The organism is Curtobacterium sp. PhB78, from assembly GCF_003751685.1.
Lineage (GTDB): Bacteria > Actinomycetota > Actinomycetes > Actinomycetales > Microbacteriaceae > Curtobacterium.
The window spans coordinates 45,883-67,920 of record NZ_RKIA01000004.1 but is presented as its reverse complement, the minus strand read 5'-3'; the positions used below and the strand labels follow the sequence as shown (position 1 = coordinate 67,920).

The 22,038-nt window shown below is 72.3% G+C and carries 19 protein-coding genes; 5 read left to right on the top strand and 14 right to left on the bottom strand.

Translation table 11 applies throughout. The annotated features are described in order from the left end of the window. Positions 1-14: 14 nt before the first annotated feature. The 6 genes from EDF53_RS10185 to EDF53_RS10160 form a co-directional block, all read right to left on the bottom strand. Positions 15-3,620 carry an HtaA domain-containing protein gene (locus EDF53_RS10185; protein WP_123293474.1) on the bottom strand — a complete coding sequence of 1,202 codons (3,606 nt, stop codon included), beginning with the start codon at positions 3,618-3,620 and terminating at the stop codon, positions 15-17. A gap of 70 nt (positions 3,621-3,690) precedes the next feature. Next, the gene (locus EDF53_RS10180; protein ID WP_111085395.1) at positions 3,691-4,266 is read right to left on the bottom strand and encodes a hypothetical protein; all 576 of its coding nucleotides are present in this window, start codon (positions 4,264-4,266) and stop codon (positions 3,691-3,693) included. Between the two features lie 56 nt (positions 4,267-4,322). Continuing rightward, positions 4,323-5,318, bottom strand: coding sequence for a hypothetical protein (locus EDF53_RS10175; protein ID WP_123293473.1), 996 nt, complete (start codon positions 5,316-5,318; stop codon positions 4,323-4,325). Beyond that, a complete protein-coding gene (locus tag EDF53_RS10170) occupies positions 5,315-6,118 on the bottom strand; it encodes a heme ABC transporter ATP-binding protein (RefSeq protein ID WP_123293472.1) in 804 nt (267 codons plus the stop codon). The genes EDF53_RS10175 and EDF53_RS10170 overlap by 4 nt, the downstream gene beginning before the upstream one ends. Next, positions 6,115-7,218 carry an iron ABC transporter permease gene (locus EDF53_RS10165; protein WP_395873461.1) on the bottom strand — a complete coding sequence of 368 codons (1,104 nt, stop codon included), beginning with the start codon at positions 7,216-7,218 and terminating at the stop codon, positions 6,115-6,117. The genes EDF53_RS10170 and EDF53_RS10165 overlap by 4 nt, the downstream gene beginning before the upstream one ends. Next, positions 7,215-8,342 carry a hemin ABC transporter substrate-binding protein gene (locus tag EDF53_RS10160; protein WP_123293471.1) on the bottom strand — a complete coding sequence of 376 codons (1,128 nt, stop codon included), beginning with the start codon at positions 8,340-8,342 and terminating at the stop codon, positions 7,215-7,217. Before EDF53_RS10160 ends, EDF53_RS10165 begins: the two co-directional genes overlap by 4 nt. A gap of 118 nt (positions 8,343-8,460) precedes the next feature. On the opposite strand from EDF53_RS10160, the gene EDF53_RS10155 reads away from it, so the two are divergent. Further along, on the top strand, positions 8,461-9,498 hold the full coding sequence (locus EDF53_RS10155; protein ID WP_123293470.1) for a glycerate kinase: 1,038 nt from the start codon (positions 8,461-8,463) through the stop codon (positions 9,496-9,498). Positions 9,499-9,612: 114 nt separating this feature from the next. Further along, the gene (locus EDF53_RS10150) at positions 9,613-10,659 is read left to right on the top strand and encodes an NAD(P)-dependent alcohol dehydrogenase (protein WP_123293469.1); all 1,047 of its coding nucleotides are present in this window, start codon (positions 9,613-9,615) and stop codon (positions 10,657-10,659) included. 78 nt (positions 10,660-10,737) lie between these two features. Here EDF53_RS10150 and EDF53_RS10145 read toward each other — a convergent pair whose 3' ends face one another. The 4 genes from EDF53_RS10145 to EDF53_RS10130 all read right to left on the bottom strand — a co-directional run bounded on the left by EDF53_RS10145 (position 10,738) and on the right by EDF53_RS10130 (position 14,830). Then, a complete protein-coding gene (locus tag EDF53_RS10145; protein WP_148058312.1) occupies positions 10,738-12,180 on the bottom strand; it encodes a hypothetical protein in 1,443 nt (480 codons plus the stop codon). Further along, positions 12,170-13,024, bottom strand: a complete 855-nt coding sequence (locus EDF53_RS10140; RefSeq protein ID WP_123293467.1) for a TIGR03943 family putative permease subunit — start codon at positions 13,022-13,024, stop codon at positions 12,170-12,172. The genes EDF53_RS10145 and EDF53_RS10140 overlap by 11 nt, the downstream gene beginning before the upstream one ends. Continuing rightward, on the bottom strand, positions 13,011-14,030 hold the full coding sequence (locus EDF53_RS10135; RefSeq protein ID WP_123293466.1) for a permease: 1,020 nt from the start codon (positions 14,028-14,030) through the stop codon (positions 13,011-13,013). Before EDF53_RS10135 ends, EDF53_RS10140 begins: the two co-directional genes overlap by 14 nt. A gap of 221 nt (positions 14,031-14,251) precedes the next feature. Continuing rightward, entirely contained in the window at positions 14,252-14,830 is a 579-nt protein-coding gene (locus tag EDF53_RS10130) for a TetR/AcrR family transcriptional regulator (RefSeq protein WP_165901146.1), read from the bottom strand. A 96-nt stretch (positions 14,831-14,926) separates the two neighbouring features. On the opposite strand from EDF53_RS10130, the gene EDF53_RS10125 reads away from it, so the two are divergent. Both EDF53_RS10125 and EDF53_RS10120 read left to right on the top strand, forming a co-directional pair. Then, entirely contained in the window at positions 14,927-15,241 is a 315-nt protein-coding gene (locus EDF53_RS10125) for a multidrug efflux SMR transporter (protein ID WP_123293830.1), read from the top strand. Position 15,242: 1 nt separating this feature from the next. After that, positions 15,243-15,614, top strand: coding sequence for a multidrug efflux SMR transporter (locus tag EDF53_RS10120; protein WP_123293464.1), 372 nt, complete (start codon positions 15,243-15,245; stop codon positions 15,612-15,614). A gap of 231 nt (positions 15,615-15,845) precedes the next feature. Here the strand turns inward: EDF53_RS10120 and EDF53_RS10115 are convergent, their stop codons facing one another. Next, positions 15,846-16,985: a CE1758 family FMN-dependent luciferase-like monooxygenase gene (locus EDF53_RS10115; RefSeq protein WP_123293463.1), complete on the bottom strand. Its 1,140-nt coding sequence runs from the start codon at positions 16,983-16,985 to the stop codon at positions 15,846-15,848. A gap of 85 nt (positions 16,986-17,070) precedes the next feature. After that, a complete protein-coding gene (locus EDF53_RS10110) occupies positions 17,071-17,970 on the bottom strand; it encodes a phosphatase PAP2 family protein (protein WP_131844768.1) in 900 nt (299 codons plus the stop codon). A gap of 238 nt (positions 17,971-18,208) precedes the next feature. Here EDF53_RS10110 and EDF53_RS19330 point away from each other — a divergent pair, with 238 nt between their 5' ends. Continuing rightward, positions 18,209-18,658 carry a DUF4383 domain-containing protein gene (locus EDF53_RS19330; protein WP_173169927.1) on the top strand — a complete coding sequence of 150 codons (450 nt, stop codon included), beginning with the start codon at positions 18,209-18,211 and terminating at the stop codon, positions 18,656-18,658. A gap of 63 nt (positions 18,659-18,721) precedes the next feature. Here the strand turns inward: EDF53_RS19330 and EDF53_RS10100 are convergent, their stop codons facing one another. Both EDF53_RS10100 and EDF53_RS10095 read right to left on the bottom strand, forming a co-directional pair. Then, complete coding sequence (locus EDF53_RS10100) at positions 18,722-20,047, bottom strand: ATP-dependent RecD-like DNA helicase (RefSeq protein ID WP_123293460.1); 1,326 nt, start codon at positions 20,045-20,047, stop codon at positions 18,722-18,724. Then, entirely contained in the window at positions 20,044-21,981 is a 1,938-nt protein-coding gene (locus EDF53_RS10095; protein ID WP_123293459.1) for a cytochrome c oxidase assembly protein, read from the bottom strand. The genes EDF53_RS10100 and EDF53_RS10095 overlap by 4 nt, the downstream gene beginning before the upstream one ends. Positions 21,982-22,038 lie beyond the last annotated feature (57 nt).

Here is a 22,038-nt window from a genome sequence, read left to right as displayed (position 1 = left end):
ACACGACGCCGTCGTCAGACGCCCGCCGCAGCCGATGCCCCCCGCGGCGTGCGACGGGTCCGCACCTGCAGCACCCCGGTCAGCAGCAGCACCACGAGCCCGATCGCCAGCACGACGAGCCCGGCGAGGAACCCGATCACGACGAGCAGCAGCGTCTCGGTGGACATCCCCCCGCCGCTGCTCCCGTCGGACGCGGCCGCGGCGGCGACCGACCCGTCGGCCTGCTGCGTGACCGCCTCGACGCCGTCGGTCACCGAGAACGGCACCGCGACGACCGATCCCTGGTCACCGACGAGCACGACGTGGTGGTCGCCGACCTCCAGGCCCGTGGTGTCGACCGTGGCGGTGGCCGTGCCGTCCTCGACGGTGAAGTCGTCGCCCTGCACCGGTTCGGAGTAGGTCCACACGCTCCCGCCCTCGTCGTCGCCCGTCCACGGCAGGCGGAGCTCGAGCTGGTCACCGGCGGTGACCTCGTCGGGGATCCCGGCGTCGGCGGCCGCGACGGTCGTGATGTCGCCGGCGTCGATCTTGCGTGCCAGCTCGTCGGAGTCCGCGGCGGGGGCCGTGGGTGGCTCGGCGGCCGAGGGGGCCTTCGCGCTGTTCCGGGGCTGGGCGGCGGTGTTCCGCGGCGCTGCGGTCGGCGCGGCCGTCGGCGCCGTGTCCGAGGCGTTCGTGATGGTCGGTGCTGTGGCGGCCGGCGGCAGCTGCACGACGGGCGGCTGGATCACCGTGCCGCCGTTGCCGCCGGCACCACCACCCGTGGTCGGACCGGTCGGCAGGGTGCCGGGGACCGTCTGTCCGGCGAAGTACACCGGCGTGAAGGTCTCGAGCGCGGCGTCGGCGGCGCCGTGCGCACCGATGGTCAGGACCCCGCACTGCACGGCCCCGGACAGGCAGTCGACACGCTTCGTCGACTGGCCGGTGAAGGTGGAGCGCGCGATGACGCCGCCCTGCGTGAAGCCGGCGTTCTTGGTGCCGCTGAACTTCGCGGTCGCTGCGGCGCCGGTGCCGGTGTTGTCGGGCCAGGCGACGAAGCCCTGGCCGTCCTGCCCGGTGCCGCCGGACCCGGGGACGTAGTCGTAGCCCGCACCGGCGGCTCCCCCGGCGCTCGGGTGCTTCGTGACGTACCCGAACAGCACGTACAGCCCGGAGCCGTTGGTGTTCTTCGTGAAGCCGGTGCCCGTCACGGTGAGCTTCGTTCCCGCCGCGGCGGTCGAGAGGCCGGTGGCCGGCCGCACGTTCGTCGAGGCACCCCGGGCGTTCTTCGCCCCGCTGATCGATCCGTCCGCCCCGACCACGGTCGACCCGCCGCCGGTACCGCCGCCGCCCGTTCCCCCGCCGCCGTTCCCGCCACCCGGGTTCGTCGGCGCCTGCACGGTGACGCGCAGGGTCGCGGTGTCCGAGGCGACCCGACCGACGACGGTCGTACCGAGGGCGTTCGTGGCGACCGCGCGGTACCGGTCGCCGTCCAGCCCCTCGGTGGCCGTGATGCGGAGTGTGCTGGTCGTCGCGCCGGCGACCGAGGGACCGTCCTGCAGGTCGGCCCAGCCGGACGGGGTGTGCTGCTGCCACTGCACGGTGGGCGTCGGGGTCCCGGTCGTGGTGACCGCGAAGGACACCTGCTGCGGCGTGGCGGGGGTCGTGCTGCCGTCGGTTCCGGTGGTCGCGCCGGTCAGCGTCACGGCGACGTCGGCCGGCTGCGCCGTGATGGTCGGGGTGGTCACGACCGTGAACGTGCGGAGCCCCTGGTCCGCGGCGTCGGTCGCGGCGTTCACGACGCCGACCACCGCGCGGCCGTCGGCGGCGACCACGATCGGGTCGCCGGTGTAGGTGGTGCCGGGCTGGTACTCGGCACCGAGCGTGGGCGCGGTTCTGCCCTCGATCGCGTAGGCGCGGACGACGTTGCCGGTGTCGGTGCTGCCGGCGGCGGACACCCAGAGGCGCTTCGCGGACTCGTCGACGGCCAGGTACGCGGCACCGCCGACCCGGTCGATCGAGGTCGTCACGGCCGGGGTCCCGCGCAACGAGACGGCTCGGAGCGTGGCGTCGCCGTCGTTGCTCCACCACGCCCGGCCTCGGGAGTCGACGACGGTCCCGCCGGTGGCCCCGGACGTCGCGGTGGCGCCGATCGACACGTCGGCGACCGAGGCCCCGGTGTCGAGGGCGACGACGCGGGCGAGGGCGGCGGCCTGGTCGAAGACGACGGCGCGCTTGCCGGTCCAGTCGACGCCGACCGAGGAGATCGTCCCGGTGACCGAGCCGATCAGGGTGGCCGTGCGGGTGACGGCGCGGACGGTCCCGCCAGCGGGGCTGGTGCCGACCTCGGTGACCGCACCCGAACCAGAAGCGGAACCAGAACCAGAGCCACCCGAACCAGAACCAGCACCCGCTCCCACTCCCGCCCCGCCGGCGGCCACCCGCAGCAACCCCGCGGACCCGCCGTTCGCGGCCGGGGCGACCTGCGCGACGACCGAGCCGTCGGCGGGGTCGATCGCGAACGCCTTCGCGGCGGGCACCGCGACGGAGGGCTTCACGTGCACGACGTCCCGGTAGGCGGCATCCGTGCCGCGTTCGACGACGACCCAGCCCTGGACGTTCGCGCCGGTGCCGCCGAACTCCGCGGCGGGCAACGACGCGGTCGCGACGATGTTCCCGGTCGACGGGTCGACGCTCGGCTTCGAGGTGGCGACACCGGCGTCGATCGGCCCGGCGACGCGCTTGCCCTCGTCGTCCACGACGAAGTAACTTGCCTTGGCGGTTCCGGCAGCCGGTACCTGCACGACGTTCAGGGCGCGTGCTGCGTCCCGCGCCACCGTGGTGACCCGGCCGATCGTGCGGTCACCGACCGTGGTCTGCACGCCGGTGCTCACGACTCCCTGGACGCCGGGGTCGCTGAACCCCTGGTCACCGTCGGCGCCGCCGTCACCGTCCGTGCCCTCGGCGGCCCAGTCGCCCGTCACGGCGACCGAGAGCGGGTCCAGGGCGGTGCCCGCGGCGTAGAACTGGGTCGGGTTGCCGCCGCCGGTGACGTCGGCTGCGAAGGCCGCTGCACCCGCCGCGGTGATCGTGGTGGGCAGACCGGTCCACGAGTACTTCCCGTCGGTGACCGATCGGGTGCCCTTGGTGACGTCGATCGTCGCGAACGCGATGCGCTTCGTCCCCGGGTCGGACGTCGTGGCACCGGTCGTCGGGTCCACCAGCCGCACGTCGACCCCGGCGGTCAGGGTGCCGGTGGTCGGCGTGAGCTCGATCGCAGGGTCGCGCAGCGAGATGACGAACGTGTGCGCCCGGTAGTCGAACACCGCGGCGCCGGAACCCGTGACGGTGAGCTTCCGCGTGCCGGGGTCGTAGCTGCCGCCCGACGCGGCGAACCGGAACGTGCCGTCGGCGTTCTTCGACGCACCGCCGGACACCGACTGCCCTGCGGCCGGCACGTAGTTCCGGAACGACTGCTTGAACCCCCAGTCGAGCGTGCCGCCCGTGACGGACGTGCTCGGACCCGAGGCCGCGGTGGCGGCGGTGGGCACGGTGCCGGCGACGGCCGCGGTCAGGCCGATGATCGCGGCGACGGTGGCGCTGAGCGCGCGGAGGCGACGGGCCGGTCTGGTCTGGGTGTGCATCGGTTCCTCGGGTCGGGTGGTGCGCGTGTGGGGAGGCGGTGCCCCGGGCGGACCCGGGGCACCGCGTGGGTCACCAGGTGACGGGGACCTGGACCTCGTCGAGGTCGACCGGGTCGTTCGCGACGCCGTGCGCCGAGAACGTCTGGACGAAGCACTCGTACTGCCCGAGGGCAGCGTTGGCGGTCGCGGTCTTCGTGGCGTCGTAGTCGCAACTGACGGTCGCGGCCGCGTCGCCGGTGTGGTGCGGGTCCGCGGTGTAGGACTTCGCGACGTCGATCGTCGTGGTGAAGCCGCCGCCGGCCGTGAACGCGCTCTTCGACACCCACTGGGCGGAGCCGAACCAGCCGGAGTTGGTGGCGTAGTCCGCCTGCTTGGGCCCGTAGACGACGTAGACGCCGAAGCCGCGCCCCTGCGCGTCTCCGTCGAAGCCGCTGCCGGTGACCGTGACGCTGCCGTCCGAGACGCCGTGGAGCGCCCCCGGGCCGTCGGTGACGACCGAGGCCGGACCGCTGACGGACAGGCTGGCACCGTAGTCGTTCGTGACCGCGGTGGCCGCGGACGCGCTGACCGCGGGCAGGACGGCGATCCCGACCGCGGCGACCCCTGCCGCCAGCGTGATCCCGAACGAGCGTGCGATTCGTGTCATGTTCGTGTTTCCCTCTCGATGTGGGCGCCCCCTGTGAGCACCCGGGTCCGGTGGTCCTACGGCGCGACGTCGGTCGCGGTGCGTCGTGCGGTGCGACGGGAGTGCACGATCGCGAAGACGACGAGCGCCGCGACGGCCACGACGAGCGCGGACAGGCCGCCGAGGACGATCCGCAGCACGCCCGGGTCGATCCCGCCCGAGGAGCCGTCGGCAGCCGCGGCCGCCACCGCCGAGGGGGTCGCCCCGGTCGGCGTGGTGGGGGTCGCCGACGCGGTCGGCTCCGCGGTGGCAGTCGGCTTCGCCGATCGCGCGGACGGCTTCGTGGTCGCGCGGGTGTCGGCGCTCGCCTCGGACGACGGCGCGGCGGACGGACGGGAGGCACTGCCCGCGTCCGTCGTGTCGGCCGGCGCCTGCCCGGTGGTCGCCCTGGTGCCGCCACCGGCCAGCGTGCCGCCGCTGCCGTACAGGTTCTGCACGGAGACGGGTGTGAACGACTCGTTGTTCGCGTTCGCGACGCCGTGCGCACCGATCGTGATGATCCCGCACTGCACGACCGTGCAGTCGACGGTCTTCGCGGCACCGTTCCGGTCGAGCGCCTGGAACGTCGAACCGGGGACCTTGAGGGTCGCGGACCAGGTGCCCGTGGCGGAGTCGACCGTGCCGCCGTTCGCCGCCGACGCGGTGGTGCTGCCCTCGAAGGCCACGAAGTCGAGGTACCCGGTGGGCTTCGACTCGTCGTCGGGCACGTAGCTGTAGTCCGCGCCCGTCGCCCCGCCCTTGCTCGGCTGCCAGGTGCCGTTCACGGTGCCGAACGCCACGTAGATGCCGCCGTACCCGTTCTTGATGCCCTGGAACCCGGAACCGCTCAGGCGCAGCGTCGTCAGGTACGTCGAGTCGACCTGGTTCGTGACCTCGGGGTGCCCATCGATCGCGACGCTGACACGGCCGGCTGCCGATGCGGGGGCGACGCCCACCAGGGCGGCTCCCCCGGCACTGAGCGCGACGAGCAGTCCGGCGAGCGCGAGCCGCAGCGGGCGGGTGCGGGTGGTCACGAGGAGGCCTCCTGGAGGGTTCGGGACGGCACGACGACGGGCGTACCGGTGTTCGGGTCGGGCACGACGGTGACCGGGTGCCGGTAGACGGTGCCGATGCGGTCGGCGGTCAGGACGTCGGTGGGGGTGCCGTCGGCGACGATCCGACCGCCGGCGAGCATGGCGACGCGATCGGCGTACGCCCCGGCGAGGCTCAGGTCGTGGAGCACCACGACGACGGCGCCGCCGGCCCGGGCGTGTGCGCGGGAGACAGCCAGCACGGCCTCCTGGTGCCGCAGGTCGAGGGCCGCGGTCGGTTCGTCGAGCAGGAGCACCGGGGTCGACTGCGCCAGGACCCGGGCGAACGAGGCCCGGGCGCGCTCCCCTCCCGACAACGAGGGGAACGCCTGGTCGATCCGGTCGGCGAGTTCGACCTGGTCGAGCACCCGCGCGACCACGGTGTCGTCGTCGACCGCTCGCGGGGTCCCCCGCCACGGAGCACGGCCCATCCGGACGACCTCGCCGACGCGGAACCCGAAGGCCACCGCGGTGTCCTGCTCGAGCACGGCACGCCGACGAGCGGTCGCGAGCGGTGCTTCGCCGCCGGTGCGCACGCCGTCGATCGCGACCGTGCCGCTGTGGGCGAGGTCACCGGCGATCGCCCGGAGCAGGGTCGACTTGCCGGCACCGTTCGGACCGACGAGCGCCAGGACCTCGCCCGCGCGCACGGTCAGGTCGACGTCGGCGAGCAGCGGTCGTCCGTCGATGACGACGCCGATCCCGGAGACGACCACGGCGCCGACAGCACTCGTCTCGATCATGCCCAGCCTCCCGACCGTCGGCGTGCACGGCGCAGGAGCCAGAAGAAGAAGGGTCCGCCGACGAGCGAGGTCAGCATGCCGATCGGCAGGTCCGCGTACGGCACCAGGGTGCGCGCGAGCAGGTCGGCGATCGTCAGGAGCAGGGCGCCGCCGAGCGTCGAGACGAGCAGCAGCGGGCCGTGCGCCGGGCCGATGACCATCCGCATCAGGTGCGGGACGACGAGCCCGACGAACGCGATGATGCCGGCGAACGCGACCGCTGCGCCGACGAGCAGGGCGACCACGACGATCGCGACGACCCGGACGGCCTCGACCCGCACCCCGACGTGCCGCGCGGCCCGGTCACCGAGGGCGAGCAGGTCGAGCGAACGCGTCAGCACGACGGCGCCGACGAGGCCCGCACCGATGACGGGGGCGATCGCTGCTGCCTGGTCCCACATCGAGCCGTTCAGGGACCCGAGCTGCCAGAACACGATCTGCTCGCGCGCCTGCTGGTCACCGAGGAACGTCAGGAAGGCGAGCCCCGCGCCGGTGAACGCGTTGACCGCGATGCCGGTGAGCAGGAGCGTGACGACCTCGGTGCGGCCGCCGGCACGGGACAGCCCGTAGACGAGCAGCGTCGCGACCAGCCCAGCGGCGAAGGCCATCAGCGGCGTCGTCCAGTACCCGGCGAACTGCAGGCCGAACACGATCGAGGCGCAGGCCCCGAACGCCGCGCCTCCGGACACCCCGACGACGCCGGGGTCGGCCAGGGGGTTCGCGAACACGGCCTGCATGAGCACACCGGCTGCGGCGAGCGCGGCTCCGATCAGCAGCGCCATCACGACCCGCGGGAACCGGATCGTCCACAGCGCCTGGGTGACGAGGTCGTCGGCGGGGCCGTGCACGGGCAGCCCGAGCGACCGGCCCACGGTCCGGAGCACCTCGGCGGGCGAGATCCCGAGCTGCCCGACGCTCGCCGACACCAGCGTCGCGACGACGAGCGCCACCACGAGCCCGGCGGTGAGCAGTGCGATGCGGCCGACCCGCGACCTGGACGTGACCGCCGGTGCTGCGGGGACGTGCGTGGCGGGCGCGATCCGTTCCTCCCGGATGGTCACGAGGCGTCCGCCGGACCGTAGATCGCCGCGGCCAACGCGGCCACGATCTCGGGCGTGCGCGGCCCGAAGCTCATCACCGTCGTGTCCGCCATGTCCACGATGCGGCGGTGCTCGCCCGCGGGCGTCTTCGCGATCGCGGGGACCCGCTGGAGCAGTCCGTCGACGCCGTCGACGGACTCGAGGCCCTTGGTCATCATGATGACGAGGTCCGGCTGCATCGCGACGAGCGCCTCGGCGTTGACGGGGCGCATGCCCGTCCAGTCCTGTTCCGTCGCGACGTCCCGCCCGCCGACGGCGTCGATGAGCGAGTCGGCGCCGGACTCGCTGCCGAACAGGTAGTAGATCCCGGCGTTCCCCCGCACGTACAGGAACACCATCTTCAGCTTGTCGGCCCGAGCCGACGGCGCGATCCGGGCCACCTGCGCGGCGACGGCCTGCTCCTGCGCGTGCACCTCGGCGGCCAGGCGGTCGCCGGTCGCCGGGACGCCGAGCGCGGTCGCGACCTGCTCGATGATCGCGTCGGTGTTCGTGGTGTCCCGGTGCGGGTCCAGGACGACGACGGGGACGCCGGCCTTCCGGATCTGCAGGACGACGTCCCACGGTCCGAGTGAGGTGTCGGTCAGCAGCACGGTCGGGCGGAGCGCGAGGATCGCCTCGGCGGCGAGTTCGTGGCCGTTCTGGGTGACGAGCGGCAGGTCCTCGGTGCCCGCGAAGCCGGTCGAGACGTCCCGTCCGACCAGGTGGTCCCCCAGGCCGAGGCCGTACACGGTGGACGACAGCGTGCCGGAGATGTCGAGCGCGAGGATCCGGTCCGCGCTCGTGACGGTCACCTCGGTGTCCTGGTTGTCGGTGACGGTGACGGGCAGCTCGGGCTCGTCCACCGTGCTCGCCGTCGGCGGCAGGTCCGTCGCCAGGGTCGCGGTGCGCTCGCCGGTCACGTCCTTCGCATCGGTCACCGGGGCGATGGCCTGGAGGCCCGCGGCCGGGTCCGTCGCGCTCGTCCCGCGACCCGCCGCATGCGTCGCACCCGCGGTGCCGGTGCCGCCGCCGGTGCAGCCGGTCGCCACGGCGAGGACGACGAGGGCGGACGCTGCGGCCGTGAGGGCGCGACGGAGTGACGACATGGAGATGATCCCGAGTGCTGGTTGGTGAAGTTAGGTGAGCCTCACCTAACCGTTAACTTAGGTGAGCCTTGCCTATCTTGTCCAGCGCGTGTCGCCGTCTCCCCACTACGGTGGTCCCGTGCGCATCGTGGTGGCTCCGGACTCGTTCAAGGGCACCGCGACCGCGGCGTCCGTCGCCCAGGCGGTCCGCGACGGCTGGCTGACCGAACGCCCCGACGACGACGTGGTGCTCGTGCCGATGGCCGACGGCGGCGAGGGCACCCTCGAGGCGTTCGAGACCGCGGTCCCCGGTGCGGTCCGGGTCCCCGTCACCGTGACCGGGCCCGCCGGCACCCCCGTCGAGACGTTCTGGCTCATGTTGCCCGACGGCCGTGCCGTGGTGGAGCTCGCGGCGACGAGCGGTCTCCCGCTGCTCGACGAACTCCTGCCGGACACCGCGACGAGCCGGGGGTTCGGCGAGGCGATCGCCGCCGCGCTCGACGCCGGCGCCACGGGGCTCGTGCTCGGCATCGGCGGCAGCGCCTCGACCGACGGCGGCCGGCCCGTGCTCGAGGCGCTCGGTTACAACGGTCACCGCGGCGCGCTGCGTGCCCTGCCCCCGCTCGGCGTCACCGTCCTGACCGACGTGACCTCTCCCCTGCTCGGCCCGACCGGCGCCGCCGCGGTCTTCGGGCCGCAGAAGGGGATCGAGCCCTCGCGGGTCGCATTCTTCGACGAGCAGCTGGCCGCCTGGGCCGCCCGCTTCCCTTCGGTGGACCCCGCGACCCCCGGCGCCGGCGCCGCGGGTGGCGTCGGCTTCGGCCTGCTCGTCTGGGGTGCGACCCTGGCCCGCGGCGCGGACGGCATCGCCGAGGTACTCGGGCTGGCCGATCGGCTCACCGGCGCCGACGTCGTGATCAGCGGCGAGGGCCGGTACGACGGCCAGTCCGCCGCCGGCAAGGTCCCGTCGGTGGTGCGGTCGCTCACGGCGACGCACGCCCCCGGCGCCCGGTCGATGCTCGTCGCCGGCGCGATCGAGGCCTCCCTCGACGACTACGCCGCCGCTGCCTCGCTCACCGTCCTCGCCACGCAGACCACCGGGGAACCGGACGACGCCCTGGCCGACCCGCTGCGCTTCGCCACGATCGCGGGCCAGCGCCTCGCACGGCTGGCCTGACCACTCCGATTCCCGCACTGGGGAGCCCCATTGGAACCTCCCACGCTGTGGCGCGCTCCATCAGACTGGTTCCGGGCCGGAACCGGCCCGCAACGCACCCCCACGAGGAGATCATTGCGCACCGTCAACGCGTACGCGGCACCGTCAGCGACCGAGCCGCTCGTCAAGACCACCATCACCCGTCGTGACGTCGGAGCGAACGACGTCGAGATCGACATCGCCTACGCCGGCATCTGCCACTCGGACATCCACACCGTCCGCGGTGAGTGGGGCCAGATCCAGTACCCGCAGGTCGTCGGCCACGAGATCGTCGGCCACGTCTCCGCCGTCGGCGAGAACGTCACCAAGCACCAGGTCGGCGACCGCGTCGGCGTCGGCTGCATGGTGAACTCGTGCGGCGAGTGCGAGAACTGCGTCGCCGGCGAGGAGCAGTACTGCCTCAAGGGCAACATCCAGACCTACGCTGGCGTCGACCCGGCCGACGGCTCGATCACCCAGGGCGGCTACTCGCAGGCGGTCGTCGTGAACGAGGACTTCGTCCTCCGCGTCCCCGAGTCGCTCGACATCGAGAAGGTCGCGCCGCTGCTCTGCGCCGGCATCACCACCTACTCGCCGCTGCACCACTGGAAGGCCGGCCCCGGCACGAAGGTCGCCGTCGTCGGCATGGGTGGCCTCGGCCACATGGCCGTCAAGATCGCGGTCGCCCTCGGCGCCGAGGTCACCGTCCTGTCGCAGACCACGTCGAAGGAAGCCGACTCGCTCCGCTACGGCGCGAAGGCCCACTACGCGACGAAGGACCCGGAGACGTTCGAGAAGCTCGCGAACTCCTTCGAGCTCATCATCAACACCGTGTCGGCGAAGATCCCGATGGGCTCGTACCTCGGCCTGCTCAAGGTCGACGGCACGCTCGTCAACGTCGGCGCTCCGTCCGAGCCGCTCGAGGTCCCGGCGTTCGCCCTGATCCCGCGCCGGCTCAGCTGGGCCGGGTCCGCCATCGGCGGCATCCGCGAGACCCAGGAGATGCTGGACTTCTGCGCCGAGCACGACATCCTGCCGGAGACCGAGCTCATCAGCGCCGACCAGATCAACGAGGCCTACGAGCGCGTGCTGTCCTCGGACGTCCGCTACCGCTTTGTGATCGACGCGGCCACGCTGGCGTAGTCGTCACCACTTGCGAGACGGGAGGCCCGGTACCAGCTGGTACCGGGCCTCCCGTCTGTCCGCCTGTCCGTCGGGCCGTCAGCCGACCTCGTCGCCGGACGGCAGCGCGCCGCACCAGTCGACGGAACCCGCGTCGATGCTCGCCTCGAGCGCACCGGAGGTCGCGTCGACGATGCTCACCAGCTCGTCGGTCGCCGACTTCGTCGCGACCGCCACGAACTGGCCGTTCGGGGACGGGCAGACCGCCGTGACGCTCGCGTCGTCGGGGACGGTCACCGGCAGCCGGGAGGCCCGCCCACCGTCCACGCGCACGATCCGTGCCGAGACGGTCCCGTCCGACCGCACGTCCCCCAGCACGCGCAGGTACGTGTCGTCCGTCAGCGGGGCGATCCTGCCGAGCACCGCCGCGTCGGTGCTCGCGGCCGGCGCCCGCAGCGCCGTCTTCGCGCCGTCGGTCAGGTCGAGGCGCTCGATGCCCGTGCCGGTCTCGACGACGGCCGTGGTGCCCGAGCCGACGAACCCGTGCAGGTACGTGGCGCTGCCGAGCCGGACGGGGTCGGCGCGGCCACTCATGTCGACGAGCACCAGGTCGTCGCTGCCCGTCCGCACCAGGGCGCTCTCGGTCCGGGGCACGTAGGCCCACTGCCCGACCGTCATCGGCACGGCGCCCGTCTGCGGCTTCCCGTCCTCGGCGATCGCGGTGGGCAGGTGCGTGCCCGTCATGTCGACCACGTACAGACCGGTGTTCCGCGACTGCCCGGTGGACGTGTCGGCGTACTCGAACCCGAACGAGGCCGCGTCGTCGGCGACGTGCAGCGCGGTGACCCGCCCCTGCGAGGACGGCAGGGTGAGGTGCTCGACGGGGGCGTCCGGGTCCTGCACCCCGCCGGACAACGCGACCACGTCGACCGAGGAGCTCGCGTCGCTGCCGCTGACCACCACCAGCGACCGTCCGAGCCGGGCGTACTCCGAGATGTCGGCGCCCTGGTACACGGTCGTCGCACCGCCTGCGTCGAGGGAGCGGCGCACGATGCGGTCCTTCGCGCCGTCGGCTCCGGGCACGAGGGCGAGGACGTCGGTGCTGCCGGTCCGGATCGCGGCGGTCAGGTCCGCGGTGGCACGCTGCCCCGGAGCCCGGACGTTCGCGACCGTCACCGTGTAGTCGCGGTCGTAGGCCAGGGGTCCGGCGAACTCGACCGCGATCGTGTTGCCGCTCGAGGTCACGGTGTGCGCGGCCGCCGGGGTGACCCGGACGTCGGCGGCGGACACCTGCTGCAGCGCCTGGTTCGCCGTCAGGATCACCCGCTGCGCCGGACGGGACACCAGACCGGTGGCGTCGTACGACACGTCACGCAGGCGCGGCCCCTGCTGCGACCCGACGACGGCGGCGAGCGCGGCGACGACCGCCAGGACGAGCACGACGGCGAGGTACCGGCGGTGGAACCGGTGCGCGACCGGGCGGCGGTCCGTGCGCTCAGTACTCGTGCCCGTTTCAGTACTCGTGCGCGTCTCAGTACTCATACGGGTCCTTCGGCTGCGCGATCTCGGTGACCTTCGCGGCTTTGATGACGATGCGGGCGTCGGCGGACTGGTCCGGGTTCGCCGCGAGTGCGCCGGTCACCGTGACCCACTGCCCTTCGTCGGGCTCCGCCTCGGTACGGTCGCCGCCCTCGGTCACCACGCCGAGGCCGACTGGCTGGGCGTCCACGGCGCAGCAGCTGATCACGAACCGGGTCAGGGTGAACGAGCCGTCCTGGCCGGGCACGACGAAGCCGGACAGCCGCACCTGCTTGCCGACCAGGGCCGTGGTGTCGGTGGTCTGCCGGATCAGCGCCGCCCAGTCCTTGACGCCGTACTCCGAGGTGTCGACGCCCTCGCTGCCGAGCAGGGAGACCGCCGCCTCGGAGCCCGTCGCGTTCGACAGGGTCGCCGAGTCCACGCTCCGCTGCTGCGCGGTGCGGGCGGACAGCGTCGTCGGGGGCAGGACCAGCATCGACACGGTGACCCCGACCGTGACGATCGCGGCCGCTCCGCCGAGGGCGAGGCTGACGGCGCGACCACGGCCGGGCCCGCGCCGCCCGTGGTCGTGGTCCGGCTCGTGCTCATGCTCGTGCTCGTGCTCGTGCTCGTGCTCGTCGTCACCGTGCGTGTGGCCGTGGCCGCGTGCGATGACCACCAGGCCCGCGATCGAGGCGGGTACCGCGACGGCGGCGAGCACGATCGTGAACACCGAGTACCGCGGGTTGATGTACAGGTCGAGGTGGCCCACCAGTGCGAGCCAGAGCGTGCACAGGGCGACCGCCAGCACGGACCCGAGCCCGAGGTAGGCCGGAGCATTGCTGCTGCGTGCGTCAGACGAGGACATTCATCACCAATCCCACGGCGCCGGCGAACAGCACGCACACGACGGCGAGCAGCACCAGGAACCGGACCCGGAACGTCGTGCGGAGCAGGGCGATCATCTTGACGTCGATGATCGGCCCGATGATCAGGAAGGCCGTGATCGACCCGGGCAGGAACGTCGAGGCGAACGACAGTGCGAAGAACGCGTCGACGTTCGAGCAGAGCGACACCGTCATGGCGAGCAGCATCATCGCCGCGACGGAGAGCACCGGGTTCGAGCCGATCGCGACGAGCGTGGAACGGGGCACGGCGACCTGGATCGCCGCAGCCAGGCCGGCGCCGACGAACAGGGCCGGCATCATGGTTGCGGTCTCGCCGCCGAACTGCGCGGCGCTCTCCCGCCAGCGGTTCCGGCTCCGCGGTGCGCCGATCGCAGCGCGGCAGCGGGCCTCGAACGCGGGCAGCAGCAGGTCGGCCGGGCGGCGGTGCGCGGCGACGATCCAGCCGACCAGGTTCGCGATCACGAAGCCGCCGACGATCCGGACCGGCAGGATCCAGCCGGACCAGCCGAACGCCTGCGCGGTGCTGATGATCACGAGCGGGTTGAGGATGGGGGCGGCGACCAGGAACGTGACGGCCTCGGCAGGGGTGAACCCGCGCATCATCAGGCCGCGGGCGAGGGGCACGTTCCCGCACTCGCACACCGGGAACAGCATGCCGATCAGCGAGATCACGGCGCGGCGGCCGAAGGCGTTCTGCGGCAGGACCTTCTCGAGCGCACCGACGGGCACCCACACCTCGACGACGATCGACAGCACGATGCCGAGCACCACGAACGGCAGCGACTCGACCACCACGCTGATCGCCAGGGTCAGGAAGTCCTGCACGACGTCCGGCAGGCCGGCGGTCCCGATGCTCGGGGACAGCAGCCGGGTCCCCAGGAGCACGACGACGGCGAGCAGCACGAGGCCCGGGCCCGTCAGGGAACGGGAGCGGGAGCGCTGCTGCGGCGGCGTGGTCGTCGTCACCCGGAAAGGATAGGCGACGCGTGCTGCGTGGCGGTCCGCGCGCGGCCGCCTGCGCACCGTGCGAGTTCGTTCACCCCGTGCAGGGTTGCTCGCTCGGTGCAGGCCTGGAGCGCCGCACGGAGCCACCAACGACGCACGGGTTCGCGAACCCGGCACCGTGCACGTGCTCCACCGCCAGCCACAACGCCGCACCGGCCCGCGAACCCGGCACCGGGCCGCAGTCAGACCCGGGCGATGCCCGCCACGTGCCGGTCGAGCGTGTCGATCGCCCACGAGGCGTCACCCCCGGGATCGACCCGCACGATGTGCATCGCGAGCCCGTCCACCAGGGCGTGCAGGCGGCGGGTCTCGTAGGGCACGTCGGCGTCCGGCACCCCGAGCGCCCGCAGGATCCGCCCGCACCACTCCCGCATCTCGTCGACGACCCGGTCGTGGAACGGCCGGAGCTCGGCGTCGGTCAGCGCCGCCGTGCCGAGGCCCAGGTAGACGTCGAGCTCGATGCGTCGCTCCTCGTCGAGGGGCAGGAGCTCGAGCAGGACCGCGTGCGCGTACGCCGTGCCCCGCAGGTCCGCGGGCACGGCGTCGATCCGGGCCGCGGTCGCGTCGAACACGAGCTCGAGCGCGTGCGACCGGACGCTCGCCTGGGTCGGGAAGGTGTAGCGGACGGTGCTCGGCGGCAGTCCGGCCTCCGCCGCGACGTTCCGGACGCTGAGCGCCCCGAGTCCGTCGCGGGCGAGCACCCGGCACGCCGCCTCGGACACGGTGCGGCGCCGCTGCTCGACGTCCATGCTCCTGGCCACGACGCCATACTCGCACAGTCGTACGAACTCGTGCTACCGTCGAAGTCATAGTCGCACAGTCGTGCGACTATGCCACCGAAGGAAGGGAACATCGTCATGGCCTGGGTCATCCTCGTGCTGAGCGGCGTGCTCGAGGCCGTCTGGGCCACCGCCCTGAGCGCCTCGAACGGCTTCAAGAAGGTCGTGCCGACGATCGTGTTCATCGCCGGCATGGCGCTGAGCATGGTCGGGCTCGCGTTCGCGATGAAGTCGATCCCGGTGGGCACCGCCTACGCCGTCTGGGTCGGCATCGGCGCCTCGCTGACGGTCGTCGTGTCGATCCTGCGCCGGCAGGAAGCCGCGTCGCTCGCACGCCTCGGCCTCGTGTTCGGCCTGGTCGCCTGCGTCGTCGGCCTCAAGGTGGTGAGCTGAGGTGGCCTGGATCGTCCTGTTCCTCAGCGCCACGCTCGAGACCGTGTGGGCGACCGCCCTCGGCGAGAGCGACGGCTTCACCCGACCCGGCCCGACCGTCGTGTTCGCGATCACGATCGTGATCAGCCTCGTCGCGTTCGGCTACGTCCTCAAGCACATCCCGATCAGCACCGCGTACGCCGTGTGGACCGGCACCGGTGCAGCCCTGACGGTGCTGTGGGGCATGGCCACCGGCGCCGAGCCCGTCACCCTGCTGCGCGTGCTGTTCATCGCCGGGATCGTCGGCTGCGTCGTCGGCCTGAAGCTCGTGCCGGCCCGTCCGGTCACCGAGCCGGCCGCCCCGCTCGCGAAAGCGACAGATCTCCGCCGATGATCGGCGGGCAACTGTCGCTTTCGCGAAGGTGACGGCAGTGCCATCCGCAGGACTGTCGCTTTCGCGACTCGCGCCGTGGACGTGCGCCGGGGCGGACGGGAGGCACGGTGCCAGCCGGCGCCGTGCCTCCCGTCCGCCTGTGGTCGCGCCCACCCCGCATGGTGAGCAGAAAAGGTCGGGTCACCTCGCGGGACCCGACCATTCCTGCTCACGAACCGAGCGCTGGGAGCGTCAGACGGAGGCACCCGTCCACTCGTCCTCGGCGGCGACGTGGTCGCTGCCGACCGTGCCGGCGGCGAGCGCCGCGGCGGCGCGCTCCGTGTGGCTCGGCGGGTTCGACGGCACGTCGGACGGACGGCCCTCGTCGTTCAGCTTGCGGAGCTCGGGGACGATGTCCGTGGCCAGGATGTCGATCTGCTCGAGCACGGTCTTGAGCGGCAGCCCGGCGTGGTCGACCAGGAACAGCTGGCGCTGGTAGTGGCCGACGTGGTCCTTCATGGCCGCGTACCGGTCGATGACCTGCTGCGGCGAACCGACCGTGAGCGGGGTCTGGGCGGCGAAGTCCTCCATCGAGGGGCCGTGGCCGTAGACCGGGGCGTTGTCGAAGTAGGGCCGGAACTCGTTGACCGCGTCCTGCGAGTTCTTGCGGGCGAAGAACTGCCCACCCAGACCGACGATCGCCTGGTCCGCACGGCCGTGCCCGTAGTGCTCGAAGCGCTGGCGGTACAGCCCGACCATCTGCTCGGTGTGCTGGATCGGCCAGAAGATGTTGTTGTGGAAGAAGCCGTCACCGTAGTACGCGGCCTGTTCCGCGATCTCGGGCGTGCGGATCGAGCCGTGCCAGACGAACGGCGGCACGCCGTCGAGGGGGCGCGGCGTCGAGGTGAAGCCCTGCAGTGGCGTGCGGAACTTGCCCTGCCAGTTGACGACGTCGTTCCCCCAGAGCTGGCGGACGAGCGCGTAGTTCTCGATGGCCAGGTTGACGCCCTGGCGGATGTCCTGCCCGAACCACGGGTAGACCGGGCCGGTGTTGCCGCGACCCATCATGAGGTCCATGCGGCCGTCGGAGATCACCTGGAGCATCGCGTACTCCTCGGCGATGCGCACCGGGTCGTTCGTGGTGATGAGCGTGGTGCTCGTCGAGAGCGTGATGTCCTTCGTCTTCGCCGCGAGGTAGGCCAGCAACGTGGTCGGCGACGAGGCGACGAACGGCGGGTTGTGGTGCTCGCCGGTGGCGAAGACGTCGAGTCCGGCCTGGTCGGCGTGCTGCGCGATCGTGAGGATGTCGCGGACGCGCTGGGTGTCGTCCGGCGTGGTGCCGGTCGTGGGGTCGGTCGTCACGTCACTGACCGTGAAGATGCCGAACTGCATGATGCGCCGCCTTTCGCGATATCGATGCGTTTGCATCGACTTGCTGGGTACAACGTAGCGTACGCCGGTGCATTCCCACCAGGCGTCAGCGCGCTGCGGGCAGTGCTGCGGGGTCGGTCCGGGCCGCGTGGTGCATGCCGTCGAGGAACCACACCGCGGTCACCACCGCCAGGACGCTCGCGCTCGAGGCCAGTCGTCCGGCCATCAGGATCGCGGCGTGGTCGTGAGCGCCGTCCCCCGTCAGGCCGACGACGAGCGCGGCGACGCCGACGGCCAGCGTGACCCCGGTGGCGACGAGCAGGACGACGCTGACCACCCGGCGCGGACCCCGACGGCCGTCCCGGTCACCTCGGAGGCCCCGGTCGACCCTCGGACCGAACGCCCGGACGACGCCGAGCCAGAACATCGCGATCGCGCACGCCCCGATGATGTCGCTCACCCGGTGCCAGCCGTAGACGACCGTCTGGTTGGCGACGAAGACCGCGTAGGCGGCACCGAGCAGCGTGACGATCGGCCGGAAGCGACGGGGCGTGACCATCAGGACGGCGAACAGTGCGGCCAGCGCGATGGTCGCGTGGCCCGAGGGGAACGAGTTCGGCGTCGTCGACTGGGCGATCTCCGGGCGCTCGGCGATACGCTTGACGAGCGTCGAGGTGGCCGCCGACGCGAGCACCACTGCACCCGCGCCGAGCCCCACCGAGAGCCGTCGCCTGGCGAACGCCACCGCGACGATCACGACAACGAGCAACAGGATCACCGGCACCGAGATGACGTTGAGCGCAGTGTCCGAGCTGAACAGGTCGGACTCACGGACCCCGCCGAGCGCGGCGTCCTCCATGCGCTGCCCCACCGGCGTCAGCACCGCGGCCGCGTAGACGGAAGGCACGATCACGAACCCCAGAGCCGCCAGCACACCCCACCGCAACCGCCGCGAGACGCTCGGTCCACGCGACTCCGGTGCATTGCGCTCGGGTGTCAAGGTCACCGGGCTGGTCCTCCTCGGAGTGGTCGTCGTCGGTCTCGTCGCACGCCTGGTGACGGCGCTGCGATTCGGACGGTCGGGGTCGGACACGATACCGTTGGCTCACCGGCCGGAGGCTGGGAACCGCGCGGCCGTCACCCGCGGATCCCGCGCTGTGCCGCTCAGTGCCGCGCCGCTCAGTCCGGCGGGCACCGCCGGACTGACGCACGTCGCGTCGGCAGTGTACGAGGAGGAGACCGAAGTGGCCATCAAGGAACCGGGCATCACCGCCTCACCGAACCGCGGGCTCGCGCTCACGGTCGGTGGCGTCCTCGCACTCTGGGGCATCCTGGGCTTCTTCTTCGCCGCCGACGGCGACCCCGGCTTCTTCAGCCGCCAGGGCGGGATGCTCTGGAACGCCTTCGGGGTGAACCCGCCGCTCGCCCTCATCTGGGTGCTGCTCGCCGCGGTCCTGCTCATCACCGGGCTCGGCACCACCATCGGTTCGCGGAACGGCAACCTGGTCGTCGGCGCCGTGCTCGTGGTGCTGGCCGTCTACGGCTTCGTCTTCGTGAACACCTCGGCGAACATCTTCGCGCTGAACACCACCGACAACGTGTTCCACGCGATCGTCGGGGTCGTCCTGCTGCTGACGGCGCTCGGTGCCGACAAGGAGAACCTCCGCGCGCTGCGTGCGGCGGCTCGCGCCTGACGCACCGACACGCTCCCCGACGCCCGTCTGCCGCTCCGGCAGGCGGGCGTCGTCGTGTGTGCGTCAGGCGTCGTCGTCGGAGTCGTCGTCCGGTTTCGGCTTCCGGGCTTCGAGTGCCGTCGCGACGATGCGTGGCGCCTCGGACATGAAGCGTCGGACGTCCGTGTCGACGATGATGTCCTGCGGCCGCAGTGGCCGGGTCAGGTACAGCCCCTCGAGCGACGTCAGCCGTGACAACGCGACGTACGTCTGTCCGGCGCTGAACACCCGGTTGCCCAGGTCGACCACCGCGCGGTCGTAGGTGCTGCCCTGCGACTTGTGGATCGTCACCGCCCAGGCGAGCCGCAACGGGAACTGCTGGAACTCACCGACGGTGTCCTTCTTGAGCTCCTTCTTGTCGGCGTCGTAGGAGTACTTGAACTTCTCCCACACCGACGGCTGGACCTCGAAGGACTCTCCGTCGACGTCGACCCAGACCGTGTCACGGATCGCCGTGACGATGCCGAGCGTCCCGTTCACCCATCGCTGGTCGGCGTCGTTGCGCAGGAACATCACGTGCGCGCCGGGCTTGAGCTCGAGGGCTTCGTCGGCCGGGAAGTTCCGCCCGCCGAAGTCGCCGTTGACGTCGGCCTTCGCGGTCTTCACCTTGCCGGGCAACCGTTCGAGCGCCGCCTTGTTGATGCGCGCGACGGTGTCGTTCCGGGTGGCGAGGGTGATGGCGTCGTCGGGCGAGGGCCGTGCGCCCGCGGTGTTCAGCTGGTCGGCGATCTCGGCGGTCACCCGGCCGTGCCGCACCGCCGTGAGCATGGCGGCGAAGGCGTCGTCGCGCTGGCGGTGCACGGTGGCGAGCTCGATGATGTTCAGCTCCGCCTCGAGCCACACCTTGGCGTCGAAGAACCACATCGACCGGTAGTGGTCGGTGAAGTAGGCGCGTTCGTCGGCACCACCCGGGACCGGCGGCAACTGGTACGGGTCGCCGAACATGACCACCTGCACTCCGCCGAACGCCTCGAACTGCCGCCCGCGGGCCTTGCGCAGCGAGCGGTCCATCCCGTCGAGCAGGTCGGCGTTCACCATCGAGACCTCGTCGATCACCAGGGTGTCGATGGTGTTCAGGAGCTTGCGGGTGTCCGGTCCCTGGCGCAGCTCGGCATCGGCGATGAGGCCGATCGGCAGGCGGAACAACGAGTGGATCGTCTGGCCACCGACGTTCAGGGCTGCAACCCCGGTCGGTGCGCAGATCACGACCTGCTTCTCGGTGTTCCACGACAGGTGGTTGAGCAGGGTCGACTTGCCCGTGCCGGCACGACCGGTGATGAAGACGTGGTCGCGGGTGTGCTCGATGTACTCGAAGACGGCCCGCTGCTCGTCGCTGAGCTCGACGCTCATCGTGCGTCCTGCTCGAGGGTGCGCGCGTCCGCTCCGAGCGTGCGCGCAGGCGATCCAGCCCGCCGAAGCTGCACGAGCACCACCACGACGACCGCCACCAGGAGCAGCACCCCGGCGACCACGAGCACGAGCCCGCCACGGGCCTGGTCGACGAGCGGATCGGGGCCCCACGTCCGCCCCATCGCCCCGAACCACGACGCCTGCAGGAGTCCGAGCGGCCCGCGCATCGCGATGCCGAGCGACACCGCTCCGGCGGCGACAACCGCGGCCCCGACGATCCGCACGACCGCCGCTCCGCGGGTCGGGTGTCGCTGGCCGGCCGCGACCGGCGTGAAGAGCGTCGGCATCGCCAGGAGTCCGACGAGCAGGAAGCCCACGTCGATGACCGTGCGCCCCGTGGAGTCGCTCACCGACCAGCGGACGGCATCGGTGGCGGAGTACGCCCACCACACCGCTGCGGCGAGCAGGAACGCCGGGAAGGGCTGCACCAGGTAACGGACCGCGGCGTTGTCGACCAGCACACCGGTCCACTCGCGCACGCCGGTGCTGTCGTCGTCGCGCGGGTGCACCGCGGCCCGGATGAGCACGACGGGGGCCGCCGCCCACACCAGCGCCGGCACCACCAGGCCGAGCAGCACGTGCGCGCCGACGTTCGCCGACACCAGGAACCGGTCGTACTGGTGCAGCGAACCGGACGTCGCGACCACGAGCGAGATGATCGCGAGGGCCGCCGCCACCGAACGGCGCACCGGCCAGTGGACGCCGGCACGGCGCAGGCGCACGACACCGGCCGCGTAGGTCGCAGCGAGCAGCACGGCGGCCATCAACCAGAACAGGTCGATGTTCCACTGCGTCAGCCAGCCCCAGGCCCCGGGCGCGTGCGGCAGCAGGTCGTCGGTGAGCAGCTCGGCGGGGCTCGGGTCGGTCGTCTTGCTCAGCGCGATCTGGTCGACCGGGGTGGCCGTTCGGCCGAGCGCCGCGGCGAAGCCCGATGCGACACCCATCACGGCGAGCTCGACCACGATCAGGGTCCAGAACGGGCGGTGCCGTGCCGGCGCCTCGGTCAGGGAACGGATCGCACGCCGACGCTGCACGGCACCGAGGACCCCGATGACGACGATCGCGCCGATCTTGACCAGCACGAGAGTGCCGTACGGCGTGAACAGGTTCGACAGGGCACCCACGCGGATCTGTGCCGAGGCGACACCCGACACCGCCACGAGCACGAAGCACCCGAGCGCGATGCTCGAGTACCGCGCGACGACCACGGCCAGGCGGTCACCGGGCAGCACGCCGCGCAGGAGCACGAGCATGGTCAGGCCACCGACCCAGAGCGCGGCGCCGACCAGGTGCAGTCCGAGGGCGGTCACGGCGGCGTCGTGGCTCGCGGTGCCGGCGGCGTGGCCCTGCTGCGCGAGCGGGATGAGGCCGATCATCGAGACACCGGCGGTCAGGGCGACCATGCCCCGGGAACGGACGGCGAAGCAGAGCACCGTGACGGCAGCGGCGACGAGCACCGTCACGAGCCAGGCGAGCCCGAGGTCCGTGCCGGTGAGGAACACGCCCATCGACTGGCCGAACTGCTCGTCGATGCTGATCTTCGAGCCGGCGACGCTCAGGAACGTGAAGAAGGTGGTGACCGCGGACGACACCGTCCAGAGCCCGCTGGCGGCGGCCGCGACGTCGATGGCGCGGTTCCACTCCGGGCCGGAGCGCGAGAGTCCGACGGTGGCCAACGCGAGGCCGCCGATCGTCGCAGCGGCAGACAGGTCCACGACCAACCGGGAGATCGGCAGACCGAAACGGACCAGGGCACCGGGGTCGGCGATCAGCGCTGCGTTCGCACCACCGCCGATGACGAGTGCCGTGAGCAGCGCCACGAACCCGACGAGCAGGAGCACGGCGGGACCGGCGATGCGCGCGATCCGATTCACCCGTCAAGCCTAGGCGGTGCCCACCCGGCCACCGAACCGGCCGGGCCGACCTGTGGG